The following is a 19,514-nucleotide window of genomic DNA, read 5'->3' as shown; positions in this document are numbered from 1 at the left end:
AGGCTATCGGGCGCCCGGAGCCGTCCGCCCACGTGGGGTGCGGCGTGCCCGGTTCGTTACGCCAGGCGTGCCCGGGGCGGTGAGGGCGGTGCGCCGATCGTGACGACGGCGTCGGGGGCGCCGGCGTCACGCCACCCGGGGCCGCGACCGGCCACCGTGCCGGGCCGAGGCGAGCAGCCCCTTGAGGGTGGTCAGCCAGCCGACGGCCACGAACGCGGCGCCGACGAGCAGCCCGACCGTGCCGTTGAGCGGCATCACGATGCCGACCGCGCCGCCGAACACCCACGCCATCTGCAGCAGTGTCTCCGAGCGGGCGAACGCCGAGGTCCGCACCTGCTCCGGCACGTCCCGCTGGATCAGCGCGTCCAGCGCCAGCTTGGCCAGCGCCTGCGCGAACCCGGCGACCGCCGCGAGACAGGCCACCAGGATCGTCCCGAAGAACGCCCCGGCGACCACGGCGGTCCCGAGCACCACCGCGACGACGGCCACGATGATGATCTCCGGAGCGCGGGACCGGAGCCAGGCCCCCACCGCCGTGCCCAGGGCGTTGCCCGCTCCCGCCGCGACCCCCACTATCCCCAGCGACACCGCCGCGCTCTGCCCGGCCAGCGGGTGCTCGCGCAGCAGGAAGGCGAGGAAGAAGATCAGGAAGCCGGACAGGCAGCGCAGGGCGGCGTTGGCGCCGAGCGCGTGCGTGACGGCGGGCCCGACCGTCCGCAGTCCCGGCCGCTTGACCCGTTTCCGGTACGGCCCGTGCAGATGCTGTTCGTCGGCCGCGAGCAGCGCCCGGTCCTCGCCCTTGGCCGAGTCCACCCCGGGCGGCAGGGAGAACGACAGAAACGTCCCGGCAACGAAGATCACGAAGGCGCCGTAGAGCGGCCATGGATCGCCCACGGTGTGCAGGCCCGCCGCGACCGGCGCGGCGGCTCCGGTGGCCAGCAGGCCCGCCAGGGTCACCCGCGAATTGGCCTTCACGAGCGAGAACCGTGGCGGCAGCAGCCGCGGGACGACCGCACTGCGGACCACCCCGTACGCCTTGGACGCCACCAGCACGCCCAGTGCCGCCGGATACAGCTCCAGGCTGCCGCTCGCCACCGCCCCCGAGATGATCAGCGACAGCAGCGCCCGCGCCAGCATCGCCGCGGCCATCGCGGCCCGCCGCCCGTGCGGGAGCCGGTCCAGCAGCGGCCCGATGACGGGGGCGAGGACCGTGAACGGCGCCATGGTGATGGCGAGATACAGCGCGACCCGGCCGCGGGCCTCGTCGGTCGGCACCGAGAAGAACACCGTGGACGCGAGCGCCACGGTGACCATGACGTCCCCCGCCCCGTTCACCGCGTGCAACTCGATCAGCTTGCCCAGCCCCGACTCGCCCGCGCCGTGCGCGTACGTGGCCTTGCGGATGCCCCGCGCCGCGCCCGTGACCGGAAAGTGGAGGGCACGGCCGACCGCGCGGACGGCACCACCCACCCGGCCCGAACCGCCCCGACCATTCGCCCTGTCCGCGGCTGCCACGACGTTCATAGTGCCCCGAGATCGGGTTCCGTAGTGCGGATCCGGCGCGTATGGCGGCGTACGGCCCTCCGTCACCGGGCCTTCGCCCCGCGGCGGGCCGGGCAGGAAGGCGGGTGGGAAAATCCACGAATCCCGTCCGGTGTAGCGTGCCTATCTCAGCCATAACGCAGAATGGATGGCAGAGGTGCGCCCGGGCGCGCGGATGCAGACGTCGATGCGGTCCCCAGGTCCGCTCCGTAGGCGAAACCGCCGGAGGCAGCCGCACTCGACGAGACGGCGTAGGAGAGAAGCGATACCTGTGAGCGCAGCGACCACGCGAAGCCGCACCCCCGACCGCCTGTGCGCCGAGGCCGTCGACCTCGCCCGCGCCGCCGCCGAGGAGGCCGCCGCGCCCGGCGTGGTCGGCGAGCACGCCGGCCTGGTGTCGGAGGGCGACCGCGTTGTCACGCACTTCTTCGAGTGCAGGGAACTGGGCTATCGCGGCTGGCGCTGGGCCGTGACGGTGGCCCGCGCCTCCCGCGCCAAGGTCGTCACCGTCGACGAGGCGGTCCTCCTGCCCGGCCCCGACGCCCTCCTCGCCCCCGAGTGGGTCCCGTGGAGCGAGCGCCTGCGCCCCGGCGACCTCGGCCCCGGCGATCTGCTCCCCACCGACCAGGACGACCTGCGCCTGGAGCCCGGGTACACGGGCGAGGAGGAGCCGCCGCCGAACTCGGTGGTGTCCCACTCGGTGGTGTCCGAGGAGATGCGCGAACTGGCGGAGGCCGAGGACGCCGACGTCACCCCCGGCGCCCCCGCCGTCCAGCCGACGACCCCGGCCCGCGGCTCGATCGCCTCGATCGCCGAGGAACTCGGCATGCGCCGCGCCCGCGTCCTGTCCCGGTACGGCCTGCACGTCGCCGCCGACCGCTGGGAAGAGGCCTTCGGTCCCAAGACCGCGATGGCCCAGGCGGCCCCGGCCACCTGCATGAGCTGCGGCTTCCTCACCCCCATCGGCGGCTCCCTCGGCCAGGCCTTCGGCATCTGCGCCAACGAGTTCTCGCCGGCCGACGGCCGCGTGGTGTCCTTCGCGTACGGCTGCGGCGGCCACTCGGAGGCGGCGGTCATGCCCAAGCCCCCGCAGCCGGCCACGCCGGTCATCGACGAGATGAAGGTCGACGCGTTCCCCCTCCGCCCGGCCCGCGACTCGGGCTCGGTCCCGGACACGGGCGACGACGAGACGGCGGACCTGGGGCACTCGTAGCGGCGCCGGGTCCCGGCGGGGCGCGGGCCCCCGCGCGGGGTGCCGCCCGCCCGCCCCGGTTCACCCGGACGGCCGAGCGCGGGGCGTCGTCGTCGGGACACCCGCCGTCGCGGCCGGAACGGCCTGGAGCCTGACCTCCGCCCACACGGTCTTGCGCGGCGGCAGCCCCGGCGTGGTGCCCCAGCGGTCGGCGAGCGCGTCCACGAGGAACAGCCCGCGTCCGGTCTCCGCGTCCGGTGCGGGGCGGCCCGGCCTGGGGGGCCGGTCACCGCGTGTGTCGGTCACCTCGATCCGCAGGGTGTCGCCCACGGCGTACAACGTCAGCCGGAAGTCCCGTCCGGACACCCGGCCGTGCGTGGCCGCGTTGGCGGCGAGTTCCGCCACGATCAGCTCCGCCGGGTCCAAGGGCCATCCCCATAAGCGCAGTTGCTGCGTGGTCAGCAGCCGGGCCAGGCGGGCCCCTCGGGGCGTGGGGGAGAGCCGCGCCGTGAAGTGGGGGATGGGGGTGGAGATTTCCTCGTTCACATCACTCAGAGTGGCGGCGCCTGCTACCTGTGAACAGTGACGGGACGGTTGCGTACGGTCACTGTCCGTGGATTGTCCGGCGGTGTCCGGGCTGTACGGGAGGGGGTGCCGGGATGAGTGAGGAAGAGGAGCCGGGCTGGGAGGTCGAGCCGGACGACGAGTGGGGCCTCGCCGTCATCGCGACGGTGGGACGCCAGCTCAAGCTGCGCAGAGAAGCGGTGGGCATGCGCGCGGCGGACTTCGGCAAGGCCGTGGGGTACGGCGAGGACATGGTCTACAAGGTCGAGTCGGGGAAGCGGATCCCCAGGCCGGAGTACCTCGACAAGGCCGACACGGTTCTGGGCGCGGGCGGGTTGCTGGCCGCGATGAAGGAGGACGTGGAGAAGGTCCGGTATCCGAAGAAGGTTCGGGACTTGGCGGAGGCGGAGGGCAAGGCCGTCGAGCTTCAACTCTACGACCCCCTGAACATTCATGGGCTCTTGCAGACGCCGGAGTACGCACGGGCGCTCCTGCAGATGCGTCGTCCCTCCTACACCGACGACGAGGTGGAACGCGGCGTTGCTGGCCGAGTCGCTCGGAAGTCCGTATTTGAGCGTGATCCTGCGCCGGAAATCAGCTTCATTCAGGATGAGTGGTCGTTGCGGCGTCCGCTCGGAGGCAGGATGGTGCTGCGCCAGCAACTCGAACATCTGCTGCAACTAGGTCAGTTGAGGAACGTCGAGGTTCAGGTGATGCCCATGGACCGCGAGGAGCATGCCGGAGTGGCAGGTGGGATCGAAGTGCTGAAGTTCGCTGACGGCTCGGCAGTCGGTAGGTCACCTGCGGTGGCCAACGGCCGCCGGGTGGAGGAGCCCAAGCTCCTTCGTATCCTTGAGCTGCGCTATGGCATCATCCGGGCGCAGGCGCTCACTCCACGTGAGTCGATGTCCTTAATCGAGCGACTGCTGGGGGCAACATGATTCGCTGGTTCAAGAGCGGTTACAGCAGCGGCAGTGAAGGCGACTCCTGCGTCGAAGTAGCCCTGGACTGGTTCAAGAGCAGCTACAGCAGTAGTAGCGAAGCCGACTCCTGCGTAGAAGTGGCCCTCGACTGGTCCGCTCCCGCCCCTTCCCTCATTCACGTCCGGGACTCCAAGCAGACCCACGGCCCGCAGCTCGCCCTCGCTCCCTCCGCCTGGGCGGACTTCGTCTCGTACGCCGCCCGGCGCTGAGCTAGCCCGCGGTCAGCTCGGTCTCGTACAGGGTGCGCAGCGTCTCGTCCTCACCCGTGCGTTCCAGGCGCAGGCGGGCCGAACGGCCGTGCAGGGTCAGCGTCATGAGCTGGTTGCCGAACCACGGTCCGCCCTGTTTCCGCCAGCGGACCGGCGGCCGGGTCAGGCGGCCGTGCCGGGCGAGGAGCCGGCCCAGCAGGCGGGCCGGGGCGCTCCAGCCCACGCGGAAGCCGATCCGCATCGTCAGGGGCACCGAGTTGTGCACGGGTGAGCACGTGAGCTGGACGACGGGGACGGACGGGCCGTCGGACCGCCAGGACGCGCGGGCGAGGTAGCCGTGGTGGACGTCCCCGGAGAGCACGCACACGCTCGCCGGGGCGCCCGGCCCGGACCCGGCCTCGGCGAGGAGGCCGGCGAGGTCCGCGAAGGAGCGGGGGAAGGCCGCCCAGTGCTCCAGATCGGCCCCGCGGCGCAGCCACTCGCCGAAGCGGGCCCAGCGACGGCCGCGTTCCCCGGCGCACAGGGCCGCGTCCCAGCCCTCTATGTCGTGCACCAGGTGCGGCAGCAGCCAGGGCAGCGACGTGCCGATCAGCAGGTGGTCGTACGCCCCCTGGTCGGCCAGTACCTGTTCCCGCAGCCAGTCGGCCTCGGCCGGGTCGAGCATGGCGCGGTGGTCCTCGTCGAGGACCCGCGCGGCCCGGGAGTCGACCATCACCACCCGGACCCGGCCGAAGTCGCGCCGGTAGCTGAAGCGGACCGAGGCGAGGTCGGCGTCGGCCCGTTCGGCGAGGGCGCGCAGCGCGTCCGTGCCGTCCGGCGCGGCGCTCACGGCGGCCCAGGTCGGGTCCTCGGCCAGCTCGGCGGGGGAGAGGTTGCCGAGGTGCTGGTGCACCCAGTAGGACATCAGGCCGGCCATCAGCCGCTCCTGCCACCAGCCGGTGGTGCGCATGTCGGCGAGCCAGGCGGCGGAGGTGTTCCAGTCGTCCACGATGTCGTGGTCGTCGAAGATCATGAAGCTGGGCACGGTGGACAGCAGCCAGCGGATCTCGGGGTCGAGCCACGATTCGTAGTAGAGGTGGCAGTACTCCTCGTAGTTCGTCACCTGGGCGCCGGGCGGCTCGGCGAGGTCGCGGCGGGCGGCCAGCCAGCGCCGGGTCTCCTCGGAGGTCTCGTCGGCGTAGACCTGGTCGCCCAGCAGCAGCAGGACGTCCGGGGGGTTCGCGCCGGGGTCGGCCGACAGCCGGCGGGCGAGGGTGTCGAGGGCATCGGGGCCGACCGGGTCCTTGCCGTCCGCCGGGGGCGCGGCCCAGCGGCAGGAGCCGAAGGTGACGCGGACGGCGTCCCCGGCACCGGGGGAGCGGATGACGGAGGGCGGGAAGGGGCTGTCCGGCAGCGGCCAGACGGGCGCGTCGTCCAGGAACACCTCGTACGACGGTGAGGTGCCCGGTTCCAGGCCGGTCACCGTGACGAGCGCGTAGTGGTGCCCGGCGACCCGGAACGAGGGGGCCGTGCCGCCCGCGCCGTTCGAGCAGCGCACCCGCGCCGTGCACGGTTCGCTCGTCTCGACCCACACGGTCGCGCACGAGCCGTCGGTGTACCTCAGCAGTGGTCCCAGACGCAGTTCGGCCATGCGGGTGCCTTCCTGTTCTCGCGTCGTACGGCGGGGGAACGGCCGTGGAGACCGTACCGGTCGGTCGGGCGCGGTGGCCCGTAACCGCGTCTGCCACCGTTCGGCGCGGGCATGCGGAGAGGGACGGTGACGGGGCGAGGGGAGACACGGGCCATGGGGACGGTGGTGCACGTTCCGCAGACGCGGGACATGATCGGGGAGGAGCTGTCCGGTGACGAGGCGTTCAGCGCGCTGCGGCGCTACGGCGGTCTGCGGCTGCTGACCGACGCCTTCTCCCGGTTCCGCTACGCCGACGGCTTCACCAACGCCCGCGCCCTCGGCTTCCAGATCGTGCTGGGCATGGTGCCGTTCACCATCGCGCTCGTCGGCCTCGCCACGGCCGCGCACACCGAGAGCGTGGGGCGCGTCATCGAGCTGACCCTGGGCCGGATCGTGCCGGGCACCGGCGCGGACGTCGTCCGGGACGCCCTGCGCGGCACCCGCCGCACCGCCGGGTCCGGCACGTGGAGCACGGTCGCGCTCAGCCTCGGACTGGCCTTCTCCGTCCTCAACCTGGCGTCCGCCATGGGCCAGGTCGAACGCGGCGCCAACCGCATCTACGGCATCGAACGGGACCGGCCCTTCCCGCGGAAGTACGGCCGGGCCGTGCTGCTCGCCTTCGCCGCCGGCCTGCCGATGGTGCTGGGCTTCCTGGTCCTGGTCGCCGGCGAGGCCGTCGGCGCCGCGACCGCCGAGGCACTGGGCCGGCCCGCGCCCCCGGCGTGGTGGGGCGCCCTGGAGATCCCCGTGGGCACGACCCTCGCCTGGATCGCCTCCGCCGTCGTCTTCCGCTGGTCCCCGCGCCGGGACCAGCCCGGGTACACCTGGCTGGCGTTCGGCTCGGCCGTCCACCTGGTGCTGTGGGTCGGCGCCACCTGGCTGCTGACGCTGTACGTCTCCCGCAGCGGCTCCTTCGGCGCCGTCTACGGCCCCCTCACCGCCTTCGTGGCCCTGCTGCTGTGGGCCAACCTGACGGGCGTCGCGCTGTTCCTGGGCATCGCGTTCGCCGCGCAGCTGGAGGCGGCCCGCGCGGGACTGGGCCGCGCCGTGGAACCGGACCCCGGCCCCGGACCCTGACACCCGGCGCGCGGTCGGGAGCCGACGACGCGGCGCACCCCGGCGAGCGAGCCGCAGCCGGTCCCCGGCCGGCCCGCGCGCTCCCGGAGGAACGCTTCGCCCGGCTCCTCGCGCCGCTCCACGGCCACGTTCCCGCGCACACGTCGGGAACGCTGCGCGCCTCCTCGTGGGTGCGGCCCCGGCTCCGCGGCCGCCCCGCCCGTGCCACCGTCCTCCCGTGAGCGCTGTACCTTCGTCCTCACGCGGAGGAGGAGAGTGAACGTGAGCAAGTTCGTGCGGCCCGCGGCCGAGGGCGCCGACCCCTTCGGCACCGCCCGTCTGCGGCGCGGTGTTCTCGACGCCTGGGCGACCAGCCCCGCCCGGTTCCGGGAGGACGCCAACGCCGAGGAGGACCTCGTCCTGGGCGGCTACCGGGACCGGCTCGTGGTCGAACTGGCCCAGAACGCCGCCGACGCCGCGGCACGGGCGAAGGTGCCGGGGCGCTTGCGGCTCACCCTCCGCGACGGTGTGCTCGTGGCCGCCAACACCGGCGCTCCCCTGGACGCGACCGGTGTCGAGTCGCTGTCCACGCTGCGGGCCTCCGCGAAGCGGGACACCGAGGCGACGCACGGGGCCGTCGGGCGGTTCGGCGTCGGTTTCGCCGCCGTACTGGCCGTGACCGACGAGCCGGCGATCGTGGGGCGGCACGGCGGCGTGCGCTGGTCCCTCGCCGAGGCACGGGAGCTGGCCGCCGACACCGCCCGGCACAGTCCGGGCCTCGGGGACGAGGTCCGGCGGCGGGACGGTCACGTGCCCCTGCTGCGGCTGCCCTTCGCCGCCGAGGGCACCGCTCCGGATCCGTACGACACCGCCGTCATCCTGCCCCTGCGGGACGCCGCCGCCGCCGATCTCGCCGAGCGGCTGCTGGGCGGCATCGACGACGCGCTGCTCCTCGCCCTGCCCGGGCTGACGGAAGTCGTCGTGGAGATCGACGGCCAGGCCCCGCGCACGCTCGGCCGCCGCACCGACGGCACCTTCACGGTCGTGGAGGACTCCCGGGACGGCATCACGAACTGGCGCACCGCGTCCGCGCACGGGCCGCTCACCCCCGACCTGCTCGCCGACCGGCCGGTCGAGGAGCGGCTGCGGCCCCACTGGTCGGCGACCTGGGCCGTACCCGTCGACGCCTACGGGGCGCCGGTCCGGCCGCGGACGAGTCCGGTCGTGCACGCGCCCACCCCCAGTGACGAGCCGCTCGGCGTCCCCGCGCTGCTCATCGCGTCGTTCCCGCTGGACACCACCCGCCGGCACGCGGCCCGGGGCCCCCTCACCGACTTCCTGGTGCAGCGCGCGGCCGACGTCTACACCGAGCTGCTCGCCCAGTGGCGGCCGGTGGGGGCCGGGATCATCGACCTCGTCCCCGGGCCGCTCGGGAAGGGCGAGCTGGACGGGGCGCTGCGGCAGGCCGTGCTGGAGCGGCTGCCGCGGACCGCCTTCCTGCCCCCGGCCGTCGAGGCGAAGGGCGACGACGAGCTGCCGGAGGCCCTGCGGCCCCGGGACGCCGAGGTCGTGGAGGGTGCCGGGGCCGACACCGTGCGGGTGCTCGCCGAGGTGCTGCCCACCCTGCTCCCGGCCGGGCTGGAGCGGCGCGTCGAGCTGCGGACCCTCGGGGTGGCCCGGCTGCCGCTCGCCGACGCCGTCGACCGGCTGGCCGGGCTGGAGAAGGACCCGGAGTGGTGGTGGCGGCTGTACGACAGCCTCGCCGGGGTCGACCCCGAGCGGCTGTCCGGGCTGCCGGTGCCGCTGGCGGACGGGCGGACCACCATCGGGCCCCGGCAGGTGCTGCTGCCGACCCCGGACGCGGCCCTGATCGACCCGGACGTGCTCGCGCGGCTCGGACTGAAGGTCGCGCACAGCGCCGCCGCCCATCCCCTGCTGGAGAAACTGGGCGCGCTGCCCGCCTCCCCGCGCGCGGTGCTGACCACCCCGCAGGTGCGGGCCGCCGTGGCGAACTCCCTGGACGAGGACGGCGGCCTGGGCTGGGAGGAGGACGCGCCGGACGCCGAGGAGCTGGCCGACACCGTGCTCGCCCTGGTCCGGGACGCGGGTCTCGAACCGGGCGACGAGCCCTGGCTGGGTGCGCTGGCGCTGCCCGACGAGGACGGCGAGCCGGCACCCGCCGGTGAGCTGGTGTTCCCCGGAAGCCCCTTCGCCCGGGTGATCCGTGAGGGTGAACTGGCGGCCGTGGACGCCGACCTGGCCGAGAAGTGGGGTGAGCAGCCGCTCGCCGCGTGCGGGGTGCTCGCGGACTTCGCGCTCGTCCGCGCCACCGACGTCGTCCTGGACCCGGACGAGCTGGAGCCCCGGGAGGGCGACTACGCCGAGCCCGACGACGCGGGGCTGCTGGACGCCGTGGACGTGTGGTGCGAGGACATCCTGGACCGCTTCCCGGACAGCCCGGTGCCGCCCGTCGCGACCGAACTCGTCGCCGTCCGCGACCTGGACCTGGTGGACGACGACCACTGGCCCGAGGCGCTCTCCCTGCTGGCCCGGCCGCCGCTGCGGGACGCGCTGACCCAGCCCGTGCGCGTCCTGCTGCCCGACGGCACCCACGAGGTCGTACGGCCGTACACCGCCTGGTGGCTGCGCGGGCACCCGGTGCTCGACGGGCGGCGCCCGGCCGGGCTGCTCGCGTCCGGCGGGGACCCGCTGCTGCGCGGGCTGTACGACGAGGCCGACGCCACGGGGTTCGAGGACGAGCAGGTGCTGCGGGCCCTCGGGGTGCGCACCTCCGTCGGGGCGCTGCTGGACGAGCCCGGGGGCGCCGCCGAACTGCTGGACCGGCTCGCCGATCCGGAGCGGACGGTCACACCCGCCCAACTGCACGGACTGTACGGGGCGTTGGCGGAGCTGGAGCCCGAGCAGGTGACCCTGCCGGAGGAGTTGCGGGCCGTGACGGACGGGCGGACGGAGGTCGTGGAGGCCGGTGCGGCCGTCGTCGTCGACTCGCCGGACCTGCTGCCGTTCACCTCCGGCGTGCCGCTGCTGCCGGTCCGGCCCGCGCGGGCCGCCGAACTGGCGGAGCTGTTCCAGGTGCGGAGGCTGAGCGAGTCCGTCACCGGAGAGGTGCACTCCGAGGGGGCCGAGCACGACGTACCGGACCCGGTGCGGGTGCTGCTCGGTCCGCGGACGCCCCGGACCTACGTCGAGCACGAGGAACTGGTCGTGGACGGCGTGGAGATCGACTGGCGGCTCACCGACGACGGGGTGCTGCACGCGGCCACCCTGGAAGGGGTCGCGGCCGGTCTCGCGTGGGCCGCCGGGCAGTGGCCGCGGCGGTTCGAGGTGGCCGCGCTGCTGGAGGACCCGTCGCGGACGGAGGAGTTGGCCAGGGACCGCTGGTTCGACTGAATGTGACCTCGAACACAAGACAAAAGAACGTCAAAATCGCATACAACCAACGCCGGTTCTCGCGGATCTGATCATGCGGCAACAGTCTTCATGATCACGGAGAGACACACCCATGCGTATGCGAGTCGCGGGCACCGCCGTCATCGGCACCCTGGCGCTGTCCGTCCTGGCTGTCCCGGCCGCTCACGCGGCGGACGACGGCCGCGGTGACACGAAGATCTCGAACGTCGTGGTCAACGGCGGCAAGCCCGTCGTCGTGAGCGCCACCGGGAGCAAGACGATCACCGTCTCGTTCACCGTCACCGACAACTCCGGTGTCGCGTGGGCCCAGGGGATCCTGTACCACGGCTCGGACATCGACCACGCCGACAGCGGTGCCGTCGCCAACAGCAGCGACGGCCGCTCGGCCTGCTCCAAGGTCAACGCCACCACCTCGACCTGCAAGGCGACCTACACCCTGGCGGCGCAGGAGAACCTCGTCAACGCCGTGGCCGGCGGCTGGAAGGTCTGGGCGATCGCCCAGGGCAAGGACAACGACTTCGTCAAGAAGGAGAACGTCAAGACCTTCCAGGCGCAGCGGCTGTCCAAGCTGACGGTCAACGCCTCGCCGGAGCCGGTGGCGAAGGGCAAGACCCTCACCGTCACGGGTGCGCTGACCCGGGCCAACTGGGACGCCGGCAAGTACTCCGGCTACGCCGCGCAGCCGGTCAAGCTCCAGTTCCGCAAGAAGGGCTCCAGCAGCTACAGCACGCTGAAGACCGTCAAGACGGACTCCAAGGGCAACCTGAAGACCACGGTCACGGCCTCGGCCGACGGCTACTTCCGCTACTCCTTCGCGGGCACCTCGACCACCCCGGCGGTCAGCGCCGCCGGTGACTTCGTCGACGTGAAGTAACCGGCCCGGGCCCCGCCGAGCCACAGCGCCACCGCGTCACCGCACCATCCATCTCGTCTGTCCCATTCAGGGGGGAACACCATGCGTATACGTGCCACCGTGGCCACCGTCTCCGGGGCCCTGGCCCTCGCCGCCCTCGCCGTACCGGCCGCGCACGCCGACGGCAGCCAGGGCGACATCAAGATCACCAAGGTGGTCGTGGACGGCGACAACAAGGTGTCCGTCGGTACCTCCGCCGCGGTGACCGTCAAGGTCAGCGTGACCGCCACCGACAACTCGGGCATCAAGAGCGCCGACGGGTTCGACCTCTACGGCCCCGACAACGGGTACGCGTCGACCGGCAAGCCGGCCTGCACCAAGGTCAACGCCACCACCGCCACCTGCACCGCCTCGGTGAAGATCGACCCGAAGACCGACTACCTCACCAACAAGAGCGCCGGCACGTGGTACGTCGACGCCTGGGTCGAGGCCAACGACGGCGACTACATCTGGAAGGAGAAGGCTTCCTCCTTCTCGTTCCAGCGCGCCTCCAAGCTCACGGCCAACGCCACCCCGGAGCCGGTCAAGAAGGGCAAGACGATCACCGTCACGGGCGCCCTCACCCGCGCCAACTGGGAGTCGCTGAAGTACGGCGGCTACGGCTCGCAGTCGGTGAAGCTCCAGTTCCGCAAGAAGGGCTCCAGCAGCTACAGCACGCTGAAGACCGTCAAGGCGGACTCCAAGGGCAACCTGAAGACCACCACCACCGCGACGGCCGACGGTGACTACCGCTTCTCCTTCGCGGGCAACTCCAGCAGCGCCGCGGTCAACTCGGCCAACGACTTCGTCGACGTGAAGTAGGCGGACCGATCCACAGCACCCTCTCGATTCGGGGACAACTCATGCGTATCCGTGCCACCGTGGCCGCCGTCTCCGGCGCCCTGGCCCTCTCCGCCTTCGTCGCACCGGCCGCGCAGGCCGCCGACGGCGGTTCCTCCCACCGTGCCGAGATCGCCGAGATCTTCGCGCAGCACGCGTCGGGCAAGACCGCCTTCACCGCCTCCGCGAGGGCGGAGGGCGACCTGGACGTCACCTTCTCCAACTTCAAGATCGACAAGGCGATCAAGGTCGGTACGACCAACCGGGTCTACGCCAAGGTCACCTACACGCTGACCCACGGTGCCGACGTCGCCATCGACGCGGACTCGTTCTTCAGCTTCCCGCTCGTCTACCGCGGCTCGTCCACGACCCCGGACAACGTCCTGGGCGGCGACGAGCCCGCGACCTGTGTCGCGGCCACGGCCACGACCGCCACCTGCAAGGGCTCGATCCTGATCGACCCGCGGGAGACCGACGCGGACCTGAAGCTGCGCAACACCCAGGCCGGCACCTGGAAGGGCGCGGGCATCGCGTTCGACATCGACTCCGAGAAGGAGGCCCTGCAGGTCGACGGTCTCGGCACGACCCTGGTCCAGCGCAACTCCACGCTGACGGTCAACGCCGCCCCGGAGCCGGTGAAGAAGGGCAAGACCCTCACCGTCACGGGCAAGCTCTCCCGCGCCAACTGGGAGGACCACAAGTACCACGGCTACACCGGCCAGTCCGTGAAGCTCCAGTTCCGCAAGAAGGGCTCCAGCACCTACACGACGCTGAAGACCCTCAAGACGGACTCCGCGGGCAACCTGCGGACGACGACCAAGGCCACGGTCGACGGCTACTACCGCTACTCCTTCGCGGGCACCACGACCACCCCGGCGGTCAGCGCCGCGGGCGACTTCGTCGACGTGAAGTAGGCGGCATCCGTTCCGCCTCCGGAAGCGCCCGGCGCCCCCGGAGGCGGAACGTTTCTTCTCACTTGTGCCATGCGCGGGTAATCACCGCTCCAAATCCGGCCGGGAAGCGGTCCCCACGTACAACCCGGACCTGCGCTCGGGGATCTGATCACACGAGTCGACCGACTCCACGATCACTTCTCCCTCCTAGGGAACGCACATGCGCATTCGTGCCACCGTGGCCGCCGTCTCCGGCGCCCTGGCCCTCTCCGCCCTCGCAGTCCCGGCCGCACACGCCACCGGCGACTCGGGCACGCCGTACACGCTGAACGTCAGCTTCTCGAACGTCACCCTCGCCAAGGCGATCAAGGTCGGCACCACCAACGAGGTCAGCACCGCCTACTCGTACACGCTGACCCACGGCGCCGACGTGGACATCACCGCGAAGGACTTCTTCACCGACGCCTCCCTCTACAAGGGCTCGTACGACGACCCGACCGCCGAGCTGTACGGCGACGACCCGGCGACCTGCACGGCCACCTCGGCGACCACGGCCACCTGCAAGGGCACGGTCGACATCTACCCGGCCGACGGCGACCTGAAGAACGCCTGGGCCGGTTCCTGGAGCGTGGCCGCCGAGGCGGTCGCCTTCAACGGGCAGGACCAGAACAACCCCGACCTGGGCAAGGTCGGCTACAAGGACCAGAGCGGCCTCGGCAGCACCCTGGTGCAGCGCTACTCCAAGCTCACGGTCAACGCGGGCCCCGAGCCGGTCGCCAAGGGCAAGACCCTCACGGTGACGGGCAAGCTGTCCCGGGCCAACTGGGAGGACGGCCAGTACCACGGCTACGCGAGCCAGCCGGTCGCGCTCCAGTTCCGCAAGGCGGGCACGACCACCTACACCACCGTCAAGACGGTGTCCGCCGACTCGTCCGGCAACCTGAAGACCACCACCACCGCCACCTACGACGGGTACTGGCGCTTCAGCTTCGCGGGCACCTCCACCACCCCGGCCGTCAGCGCCACGGGCGACTACGTCGACGTGCGGTAGCGCCTAGTCGGGGAAGCGGCGGTCGACCCATTTCCACAGGAACTCCAGGGCGGCCGCCGCCACCACCGCGACCCCGACCGCCGTCCACGGCATCGTCATGCCGACCAGCTTCAGCGCGAAGAACCGCTGCAGGACCGGGACGGCGAGGACGAACAGGAAGGCCACGCCCATCGCGGCCACCAGACCCACCCGCCACCAGGTGTAGGGGCGGGCGATGATCGCCAGCACCCACATGGAGATCAGGAACAGGGTCAGGGTGGCCGCACTCGTCTCGGCGTCCAGGGCGCCGGGGCCGGCGTAGTGGTGCCGGGCGAGCAGATAGGTCACGAAGGTCGCCGCTCCGGCCACCGCGCCCCCCGGGACCGAGTAGCGCATCACCCGGCGCACGAAGTGCGGTTTCGCCCGCTCCTTGTTGGGCGCCAGGGCCAGGAAGAAGGCCGGGACACCGATGGTGAGCGTGGACAGCAGGGTCAGATGCCGGGGCAGGAAGGGGTACTCCACCCCCCAGCACACCACCAGCACCGCCAGCAGCACCGAGTAGACCGTCTTCACCAGGAACAGCGTCGCCACGCGCGTGATGTTGCCGATCACCCGGCGGCCCTCGCCGACCACCGAGGGCAGGCTCGCGAAGCTGTTGTCCAGCAGCACGATCTGGGCCACCGCCCGGGTCGCCTCCGAACCGGAACCCATGGCGACCCCGATGTCGGCGTCCTTCAGCGCCAGCACGTCGTTCACGCCGTCCCCGGTCATCGCGACCGTGTGGCCGTTCGACTGGAGCGCGCCCACCATGTCCCGCTTCTGCCGCGGGGTGACCCGCCCGAAGACGGTGGCCGAGTCGAGCGCCTCCGCCATGGCCGGTCCCTCGGCGGGCAGCCGCCGGGCGTCCACCGCCTCGCCGTCCAGACCCAGCTTCGCGGCGACCGCGCCGACCGACACCGCGTTGTCCCCGGAGATGACCTTGGCGCGGACGTCCTGCTCCGCGAAGTAGCGCAGGGTGTCGGACGCGTCGGGCCGCAGTCGCTGTTCCAGCACGACGAGGGCGGTGGGACGGGCGCCCCGGGCCGGCTCGGTGTCGTCCAGATCGCGGCGCGCGCGGGCCAGCAGCAGCACCCGCAGCCCCTGCTCGTTGAGCCGCTCGGTCTCGGCCAGGGCCGGGTCCCCCGGGGCGAGGAGCACGTCCGGGGCGCCCAGCAGCCAGGTGCTGGTCTCGCCGTCGCCCTCGCTGAACGCGGCCCCGCTGTACTTGCGGGCGGAGGAGAAGGGGAGCGACTCCACGCAGCGCCAGTCCACGCTGTCCGGGTAGGCGTCGATGATCGCCTGGAGGGAGGCGTTCGGGCGCGGGTCGGACTCGCCGAGCGCGCCGAGCACCTTGCGGATGTACGTCTCGTCCGCCCCGTCCAGCGCCCGCAGCTCGGTGACGTCCATGCCGCCCTCGGTGAGCGTGCCGGTCTTGTCCAGGCAGACGGTGTCGACGCGGGCCAGGCCCTCGATGGCCGGCAGCTCCTGCACCAGGCACTGTTTGCGGCCCAGCCGGATGACCCCGATCGCGAAGGCCACGGAGGTGAGCAGCACCAGCCCCTCGGGGACCATCGGCACGATCCCGCCGACCGTGCGGGCCACGGCGTCCTTGAAGTCGTCGTTCTTGACGACGAGCTGGGTGACGACGAGTCCCGCGGCGGCCGGGACCATCATCCAGGTGACGTACTTGAGGATGGTGGAGATGCCGGAGCGCAGCTCGGAGTGGACGAGCGTGAAGCGGGAGGCCTCCTCGGCGAGCTGGGCGGCGTAGGCCTCGCGGCCGACCTTGGTGGCCTGGAAGGCGCCGCCGCCCGCGACCACGAAGCTGCCGGACATGACCGGGTCGCCGGGGCGCTTGACGACGGGATCGGCCTCGCCGGTGAGCAGCGACTCGTCGATCTCCAGCCCGTCCGCCTCGGCGCACACCCCGTCGACCACGATCTTGTCGCCGGGCCCGATCTCGATGAGGTCGTCCAGGACGATCTCGTCGGTGGCCACCTCGGTCGCCACCCCGTCCCGCCGTACCGTGGGCCGGGCCTCCCCGATCACCGCGAGCGAGTCCAGAGTCTGTTTGGCCCGCCACTCCTGGACGATGCCGATGCCGGTGTTGGCGAGGATCACGAACCCGAAGAGGCTGTCCTGGATCGGCGCGACGAACAGCATGATCAGCCAGAGCACGCCGATGATCGCGTTGAACCGGGTGAAGACGTTCGCCCGGACGATCTCCCCGAGCGACCGGCTGCTGCGCACCGGGACGTCGTTGACCTGCCCGCGCGAGCGCCGTTCCGCCACTTCGTCGCCGGTCAGCCCCGTGGGGCGGCCCCTGGGCGGGGCCACGGGGTGGACGGGGTCGAGTGCGGCGCCCGCGTCTATATGGCTCATGCATTCGACGGTACGTGCGGATTTGCGCGTTCACCTGCCGAACGGAGCCGATGTCCGACCTGGGGAGGACCGGAGCCGGACCGGAGTCCTGCGCAGGTCGTACGGCTACGTCGCGTCGGCCGCCTTCATCGCCGCGTCCCGCTTGATCGCGGCGTCCCGCCTGCGCACGTACCAGACGCCGATCAGGCCCAGCCCGCCGCCCGCCAGGCAGGCCCACAGCCACCACAGATGGCCGTGATCGTCGAACCAGCCGTAGAAGGGCAGCTGGACGAGGAAGAGCACGAACCACACGATCGTGCCGCCGGTGATGGTGGCGACCACGGGGCCCTCCAGGGGCTCGGGCGCCTCGTGCTTGGGGGTCCACTTGGCCATGGGGACAGCTTATGGGCCGACGGGGGGCCGGTTGCCGGGCGATCAGGTCTACGCGCGGAGATAGCGATCTCCCCCTCATACGTTCATACTGAAACCGTTTGTCTTTGACCACTTCCGCTCGTACGAAACTCCAACGGGGCTCGGGGGAACCCCGCTGGTGATGAGGTCTCGCATGTCCACCTCGGCACCCGCCAAGGTCCCCACCCCCGAAAAGCCGGGCGGTGCGCCCGCCTACGGCGCCCTCGACCGCTACTTCAAGATCTCCGAGCGCGGCAGCTCCCTCGCCCGCGAGGTCCGTGGCGGTTTCGCCACCTTCTTCGCGATGGCGTACATCATCGTGCTGAACCCGATCATCCTCGGCAGCGCGAAGGACATGTACGGGCACCACCTGGACAACGGCCAGCTGGTGACGGCGACCGCGCTGACGGCGGCGTTCGCCACGCTGCTGATGGGTGTCATCGGCAACGTGCCGATCGCGCTCGCCGCCGGCCTCGGCGTGAACTCGGTCGTCGCCCTCCAGCTGGCGCCCCGCATGTCCTGGCCGGACGCCATGGGCATGGTCGTGCTGGCCGGTTTCGTGGTCATGCTGCTGGTCGCCACGGGTCTGCGCGAGCGCGTGATGAACGCTGTGCCGTTCGGGCTGCGCAAGGCGATCTCGATCGGTATCGGCCTGTTCATCATGCTGATCGGCCTGGTCGACTCCGGCTTCGTCACCCGGATGCCGGACATCGCCCAGACCACCGTCCCCCTCCAGCTGGGCACCGGCGGTCACCTCACCGGCTGGCCGGTGCTGGTCTTCATCCTGGGCGCGCTGCTCACCTTCGCGCTGATCGTCCGCAAGGTGCCGGGCGCGATCCTCATCTCCATCGTCGGCATGACCGTCCTCGCGGTGATCATCAACGCCGTCGCCACGATCCCGTCCTGGGGCCTGACGGTCCCGAAGTGGCCGGGCAACCCGGTGGCCACCCCCGACTTCGGCCTGGTCGGCCAGGTCAGCCTGTTCGGCGGCTTCTCCAAGGTCGGCGTGCTGACCGGCATCCTCTTCGTCTTCACGGTCCTGCTGTCGTGCTTCTTCGACGCGATGGGCACGATCATGGGCATCAGCGACGAGGCCAAGCTGACCGACGCCCAGGGCTACATGCCGGGCATCAACAAGGTCCTCCTCGTCGACGGCCTCGCCGTCGCCGCGGGCGGTGCCTCCTCCTCCTCGGCCACCACCGCCTTCGTGGAGTCCACGGCCGGCGTCGGCGAGGGCGCCCGCACCGGTCTCGCGAACGTCGTCACGGGCGGGCTCTTCGCCGTGGCGCTGTTCCTCACCCCGATCGCCACGATGGTCCCCTCCCAGGCGGCCACCCCGGCGCTGATCGCGGTCGGCTTCCTGATCCTGTCGAACTCCGTCAAGGAGATCGACTGGGCGGACTACACCATCGCGATCCCGGCCTTCGTGACGATGCTGATGATGCCGTTCACCTACTCGATCACGAACGGTATCGGCATGGGCTTCATCACCTTCACGGTGCTGCGCCTGGCCGCGGGACGGGCCCGGGAGATCCCGGTGCCGATGTACGTGGTCTCGGCCGTCTTCGCCTTCTACTACCTGATGCCGGCCCTGGGCCTCACCTGAGCCCGCGCGGGAGCGGTCACGTGACCCCGTAGAACCTCTCCGTCTCCTCGACGGCGGTCTGGAACCGCTCGTCGAAGTCATCCCGAATGAGCGTCCGGACGACATAGTCCTGGACGCTCATTCCTCTTTTCGCCGCGTGGTGCCGGAGCCTTTCGAGCAGCTCCCCGTCTATCCGCAGGCTGAGCACACTGGTCCCCATGCGTACGAGGGTCGCCACACCCGGCCGCCCGATGCGTCACTTTCCGGACTTCGCTCACTCATATGGGTGATCCAGGGGTTCAGTGGCGGGCGTCACGGGCAGGGCGGGCGTTTCCCGGTGGTCCTTAGTCAGGGTAATGAGTTACTCTAAAGAACATGCCGGACCTTACCCATGGCGACGACGCTGCCGCCGTGAACGCCCTTCGCTCAGCCGTGATGCGGCTGTCCCGTCGGCTCAAGCACCAGCGGGTCGACGAGTCGCTGAGCCCCACCGAGATGTCGGTGCTCGGCACCCTCTTCCGCTGCGGCTCCGCCACCCCGGGCGAACTGGCCCGCAAGGAGCACGTCCAGCCCCCGTCGATGACCCGCATCGTCGCGCTGCTCGAAGGCAAGGGGCTGGTCCGGCTGGAGCCGCACCCCGAGGACCGGCGCCAGAAGGTCGTCACCCAGACCGAGCAGGCCGAGGCGATGCTCGAGGAGAGCCGCCGCAGGCGCAACGCGTTCCTGGCCGGTCTGGTCGAAGGTCTCGACGAGGACGAGTGGGCCGCCCTGCGTGCGGCCGCCCCCGTCCTGGAGAAGCTCGCACACCTGTAAGCA

At 71.8% G+C, this 19,514-nt stretch carries 17 protein-coding genes; 11 read left to right on the top strand and 6 right to left on the bottom strand.

The features are described 5' to 3' along the window. Positions 1-126 precede the first annotated feature (126 nt). Positions 127-1,524 carry an MFS transporter gene (locus ACZ7KF_RS04315; protein ID WP_471069300.1) on the bottom strand — a complete coding sequence of 466 codons (1,398 nt, stop codon included), beginning with the start codon at positions 1,522-1,524 and terminating at the stop codon, positions 127-129. A gap of 289 nt (positions 1,525-1,813) precedes the next feature. On the opposite strand from ACZ7KF_RS04315, the gene ACZ7KF_RS04310 reads away from it, so the two are divergent. Continuing rightward, positions 1,814-2,755 (top strand): DUF3027 domain-containing protein, encoded by a 942-nt coding sequence (locus ACZ7KF_RS04310; protein ID WP_471069298.1) that lies wholly within the window; start codon positions 1,814-1,816, stop codon positions 2,753-2,755. Between the two features lie 60 nt (positions 2,756-2,815). Here ACZ7KF_RS04310 and ACZ7KF_RS04305 read toward each other — a convergent pair whose 3' ends face one another. Next, positions 2,816-3,280, bottom strand: a complete 465-nt coding sequence (locus ACZ7KF_RS04305) for an ATP-binding protein (RefSeq protein WP_471069296.1) — start codon at positions 3,278-3,280, stop codon at positions 2,816-2,818. Between the two features lie 113 nt (positions 3,281-3,393). Between ACZ7KF_RS04305 and ACZ7KF_RS04300 the strand changes: the two genes are divergently transcribed. Together ACZ7KF_RS04300 and ACZ7KF_RS04295 are read left to right on the top strand one after the other, a co-directional pair. Next, on the top strand, positions 3,394-4,239 hold the full coding sequence (locus ACZ7KF_RS04300) for a helix-turn-helix domain-containing protein (RefSeq protein ID WP_471069294.1): 846 nt from the start codon (positions 3,394-3,396) through the stop codon (positions 4,237-4,239). Continuing rightward, positions 4,236-4,490 carry a DUF397 domain-containing protein gene (locus ACZ7KF_RS04295; protein WP_471069292.1) on the top strand — a complete coding sequence of 85 codons (255 nt, stop codon included), beginning with the start codon at positions 4,236-4,238 and terminating at the stop codon, positions 4,488-4,490. Before ACZ7KF_RS04300 ends, ACZ7KF_RS04295 begins: the two co-directional genes overlap by 4 nt. Before the next feature lies 1 nt (position 4,491). On the opposite strand, the gene ACZ7KF_RS04290 is transcribed toward ACZ7KF_RS04295, so the two are convergent. Then, complete coding sequence (locus ACZ7KF_RS04290; protein WP_471069290.1) at positions 4,492-6,120, bottom strand: alkaline phosphatase D family protein; 1,629 nt, start codon at positions 6,118-6,120, stop codon at positions 4,492-4,494. 153 nt (positions 6,121-6,273) lie between these two features. Between ACZ7KF_RS04290 and ACZ7KF_RS04285 the strand changes: the two genes are divergently transcribed. From ACZ7KF_RS04285 to ACZ7KF_RS04260, 6 genes are all read left to right on the top strand, one after another. Then, positions 6,274-7,236, top strand: a complete 963-nt coding sequence (locus ACZ7KF_RS04285; protein ID WP_471069288.1) for a YihY/virulence factor BrkB family protein — start codon at positions 6,274-6,276, stop codon at positions 7,234-7,236. A 261-nt stretch (positions 7,237-7,497) separates the two neighbouring features. Beyond that, the gene (locus tag ACZ7KF_RS04280) at positions 7,498-10,626 is read left to right on the top strand and encodes a sacsin N-terminal ATP-binding-like domain-containing protein (RefSeq protein WP_471069286.1); all 3,129 of its coding nucleotides are present in this window, start codon (positions 7,498-7,500) and stop codon (positions 10,624-10,626) included. Between the two features lie 112 nt (positions 10,627-10,738). Beyond that, positions 10,739-11,521 (top strand): calcium-binding protein, encoded by a 783-nt coding sequence (locus ACZ7KF_RS04275; protein WP_471069284.1) that lies wholly within the window; start codon positions 10,739-10,741, stop codon positions 11,519-11,521. Positions 11,522-11,602: 81 nt separating this feature from the next. Continuing rightward, positions 11,603-12,361, top strand: a complete 759-nt coding sequence (locus tag ACZ7KF_RS04270) for a calcium-binding protein (RefSeq protein WP_471069282.1) — start codon at positions 11,603-11,605, stop codon at positions 12,359-12,361. A 41-nt stretch (positions 12,362-12,402) separates the two neighbouring features. Continuing rightward, positions 12,403-13,293, top strand: a complete 891-nt coding sequence (locus ACZ7KF_RS04265) for a hypothetical protein (protein ID WP_471069280.1) — start codon at positions 12,403-12,405, stop codon at positions 13,291-13,293. Positions 13,294-13,492: 199 nt separating this feature from the next. Continuing rightward, entirely contained in the window at positions 13,493-14,323 is an 831-nt protein-coding gene (locus ACZ7KF_RS04260) for a hypothetical protein (RefSeq protein WP_471069278.1), read from the top strand. A 3-nt stretch (positions 14,324-14,326) separates the two neighbouring features. On the opposite strand, the gene ACZ7KF_RS04255 is transcribed toward ACZ7KF_RS04260, so the two are convergent. Both ACZ7KF_RS04255 and ACZ7KF_RS04250 read right to left on the bottom strand, forming a co-directional pair. Next, on the bottom strand, positions 14,327-16,723 hold the full coding sequence (locus tag ACZ7KF_RS04255) for an HAD-IC family P-type ATPase (RefSeq protein WP_471069276.1): 2,397 nt from the start codon (positions 16,721-16,723) through the stop codon (positions 14,327-14,329). A 105-nt stretch (positions 16,724-16,828) separates the two neighbouring features. Then, complete coding sequence (locus tag ACZ7KF_RS04250) at positions 16,829-17,095, bottom strand: DUF2530 domain-containing protein (RefSeq protein WP_471069274.1); 267 nt, start codon at positions 17,093-17,095, stop codon at positions 16,829-16,831. A 172-nt stretch (positions 17,096-17,267) separates the two neighbouring features. Here ACZ7KF_RS04250 and ACZ7KF_RS04245 point away from each other — a divergent pair, with 172 nt between their 5' ends. Then, on the top strand, positions 17,268-18,719 hold the full coding sequence (locus ACZ7KF_RS04245) for an NCS2 family permease (RefSeq protein ID WP_471069272.1): 1,452 nt from the start codon (positions 17,268-17,270) through the stop codon (positions 18,717-18,719). Between the two features lie 16 nt (positions 18,720-18,735). Here the strand turns inward: ACZ7KF_RS04245 and ACZ7KF_RS04240 are convergent, their stop codons facing one another. Beyond that, positions 18,736-18,918: a ribbon-helix-helix protein, CopG family gene (locus tag ACZ7KF_RS04240; protein WP_053658239.1), complete on the bottom strand. Its 183-nt coding sequence runs from the start codon at positions 18,916-18,918 to the stop codon at positions 18,736-18,738. Positions 18,919-19,073: 155 nt separating this feature from the next. On the opposite strand from ACZ7KF_RS04240, the gene ACZ7KF_RS04235 reads away from it, so the two are divergent. Continuing rightward, positions 19,074-19,511, top strand: a complete 438-nt coding sequence (locus ACZ7KF_RS04235) for a MarR family winged helix-turn-helix transcriptional regulator (protein WP_471069270.1) — start codon at positions 19,074-19,076, stop codon at positions 19,509-19,511. The last annotated feature ends 3 nt before the right edge of the window (positions 19,512-19,514 follow it).

This window comes from Streptomyces sp. NPDC038200 (assembly GCF_055600785.1).
This window is presented reverse-complemented; position numbering and strand designations above follow the sequence as displayed.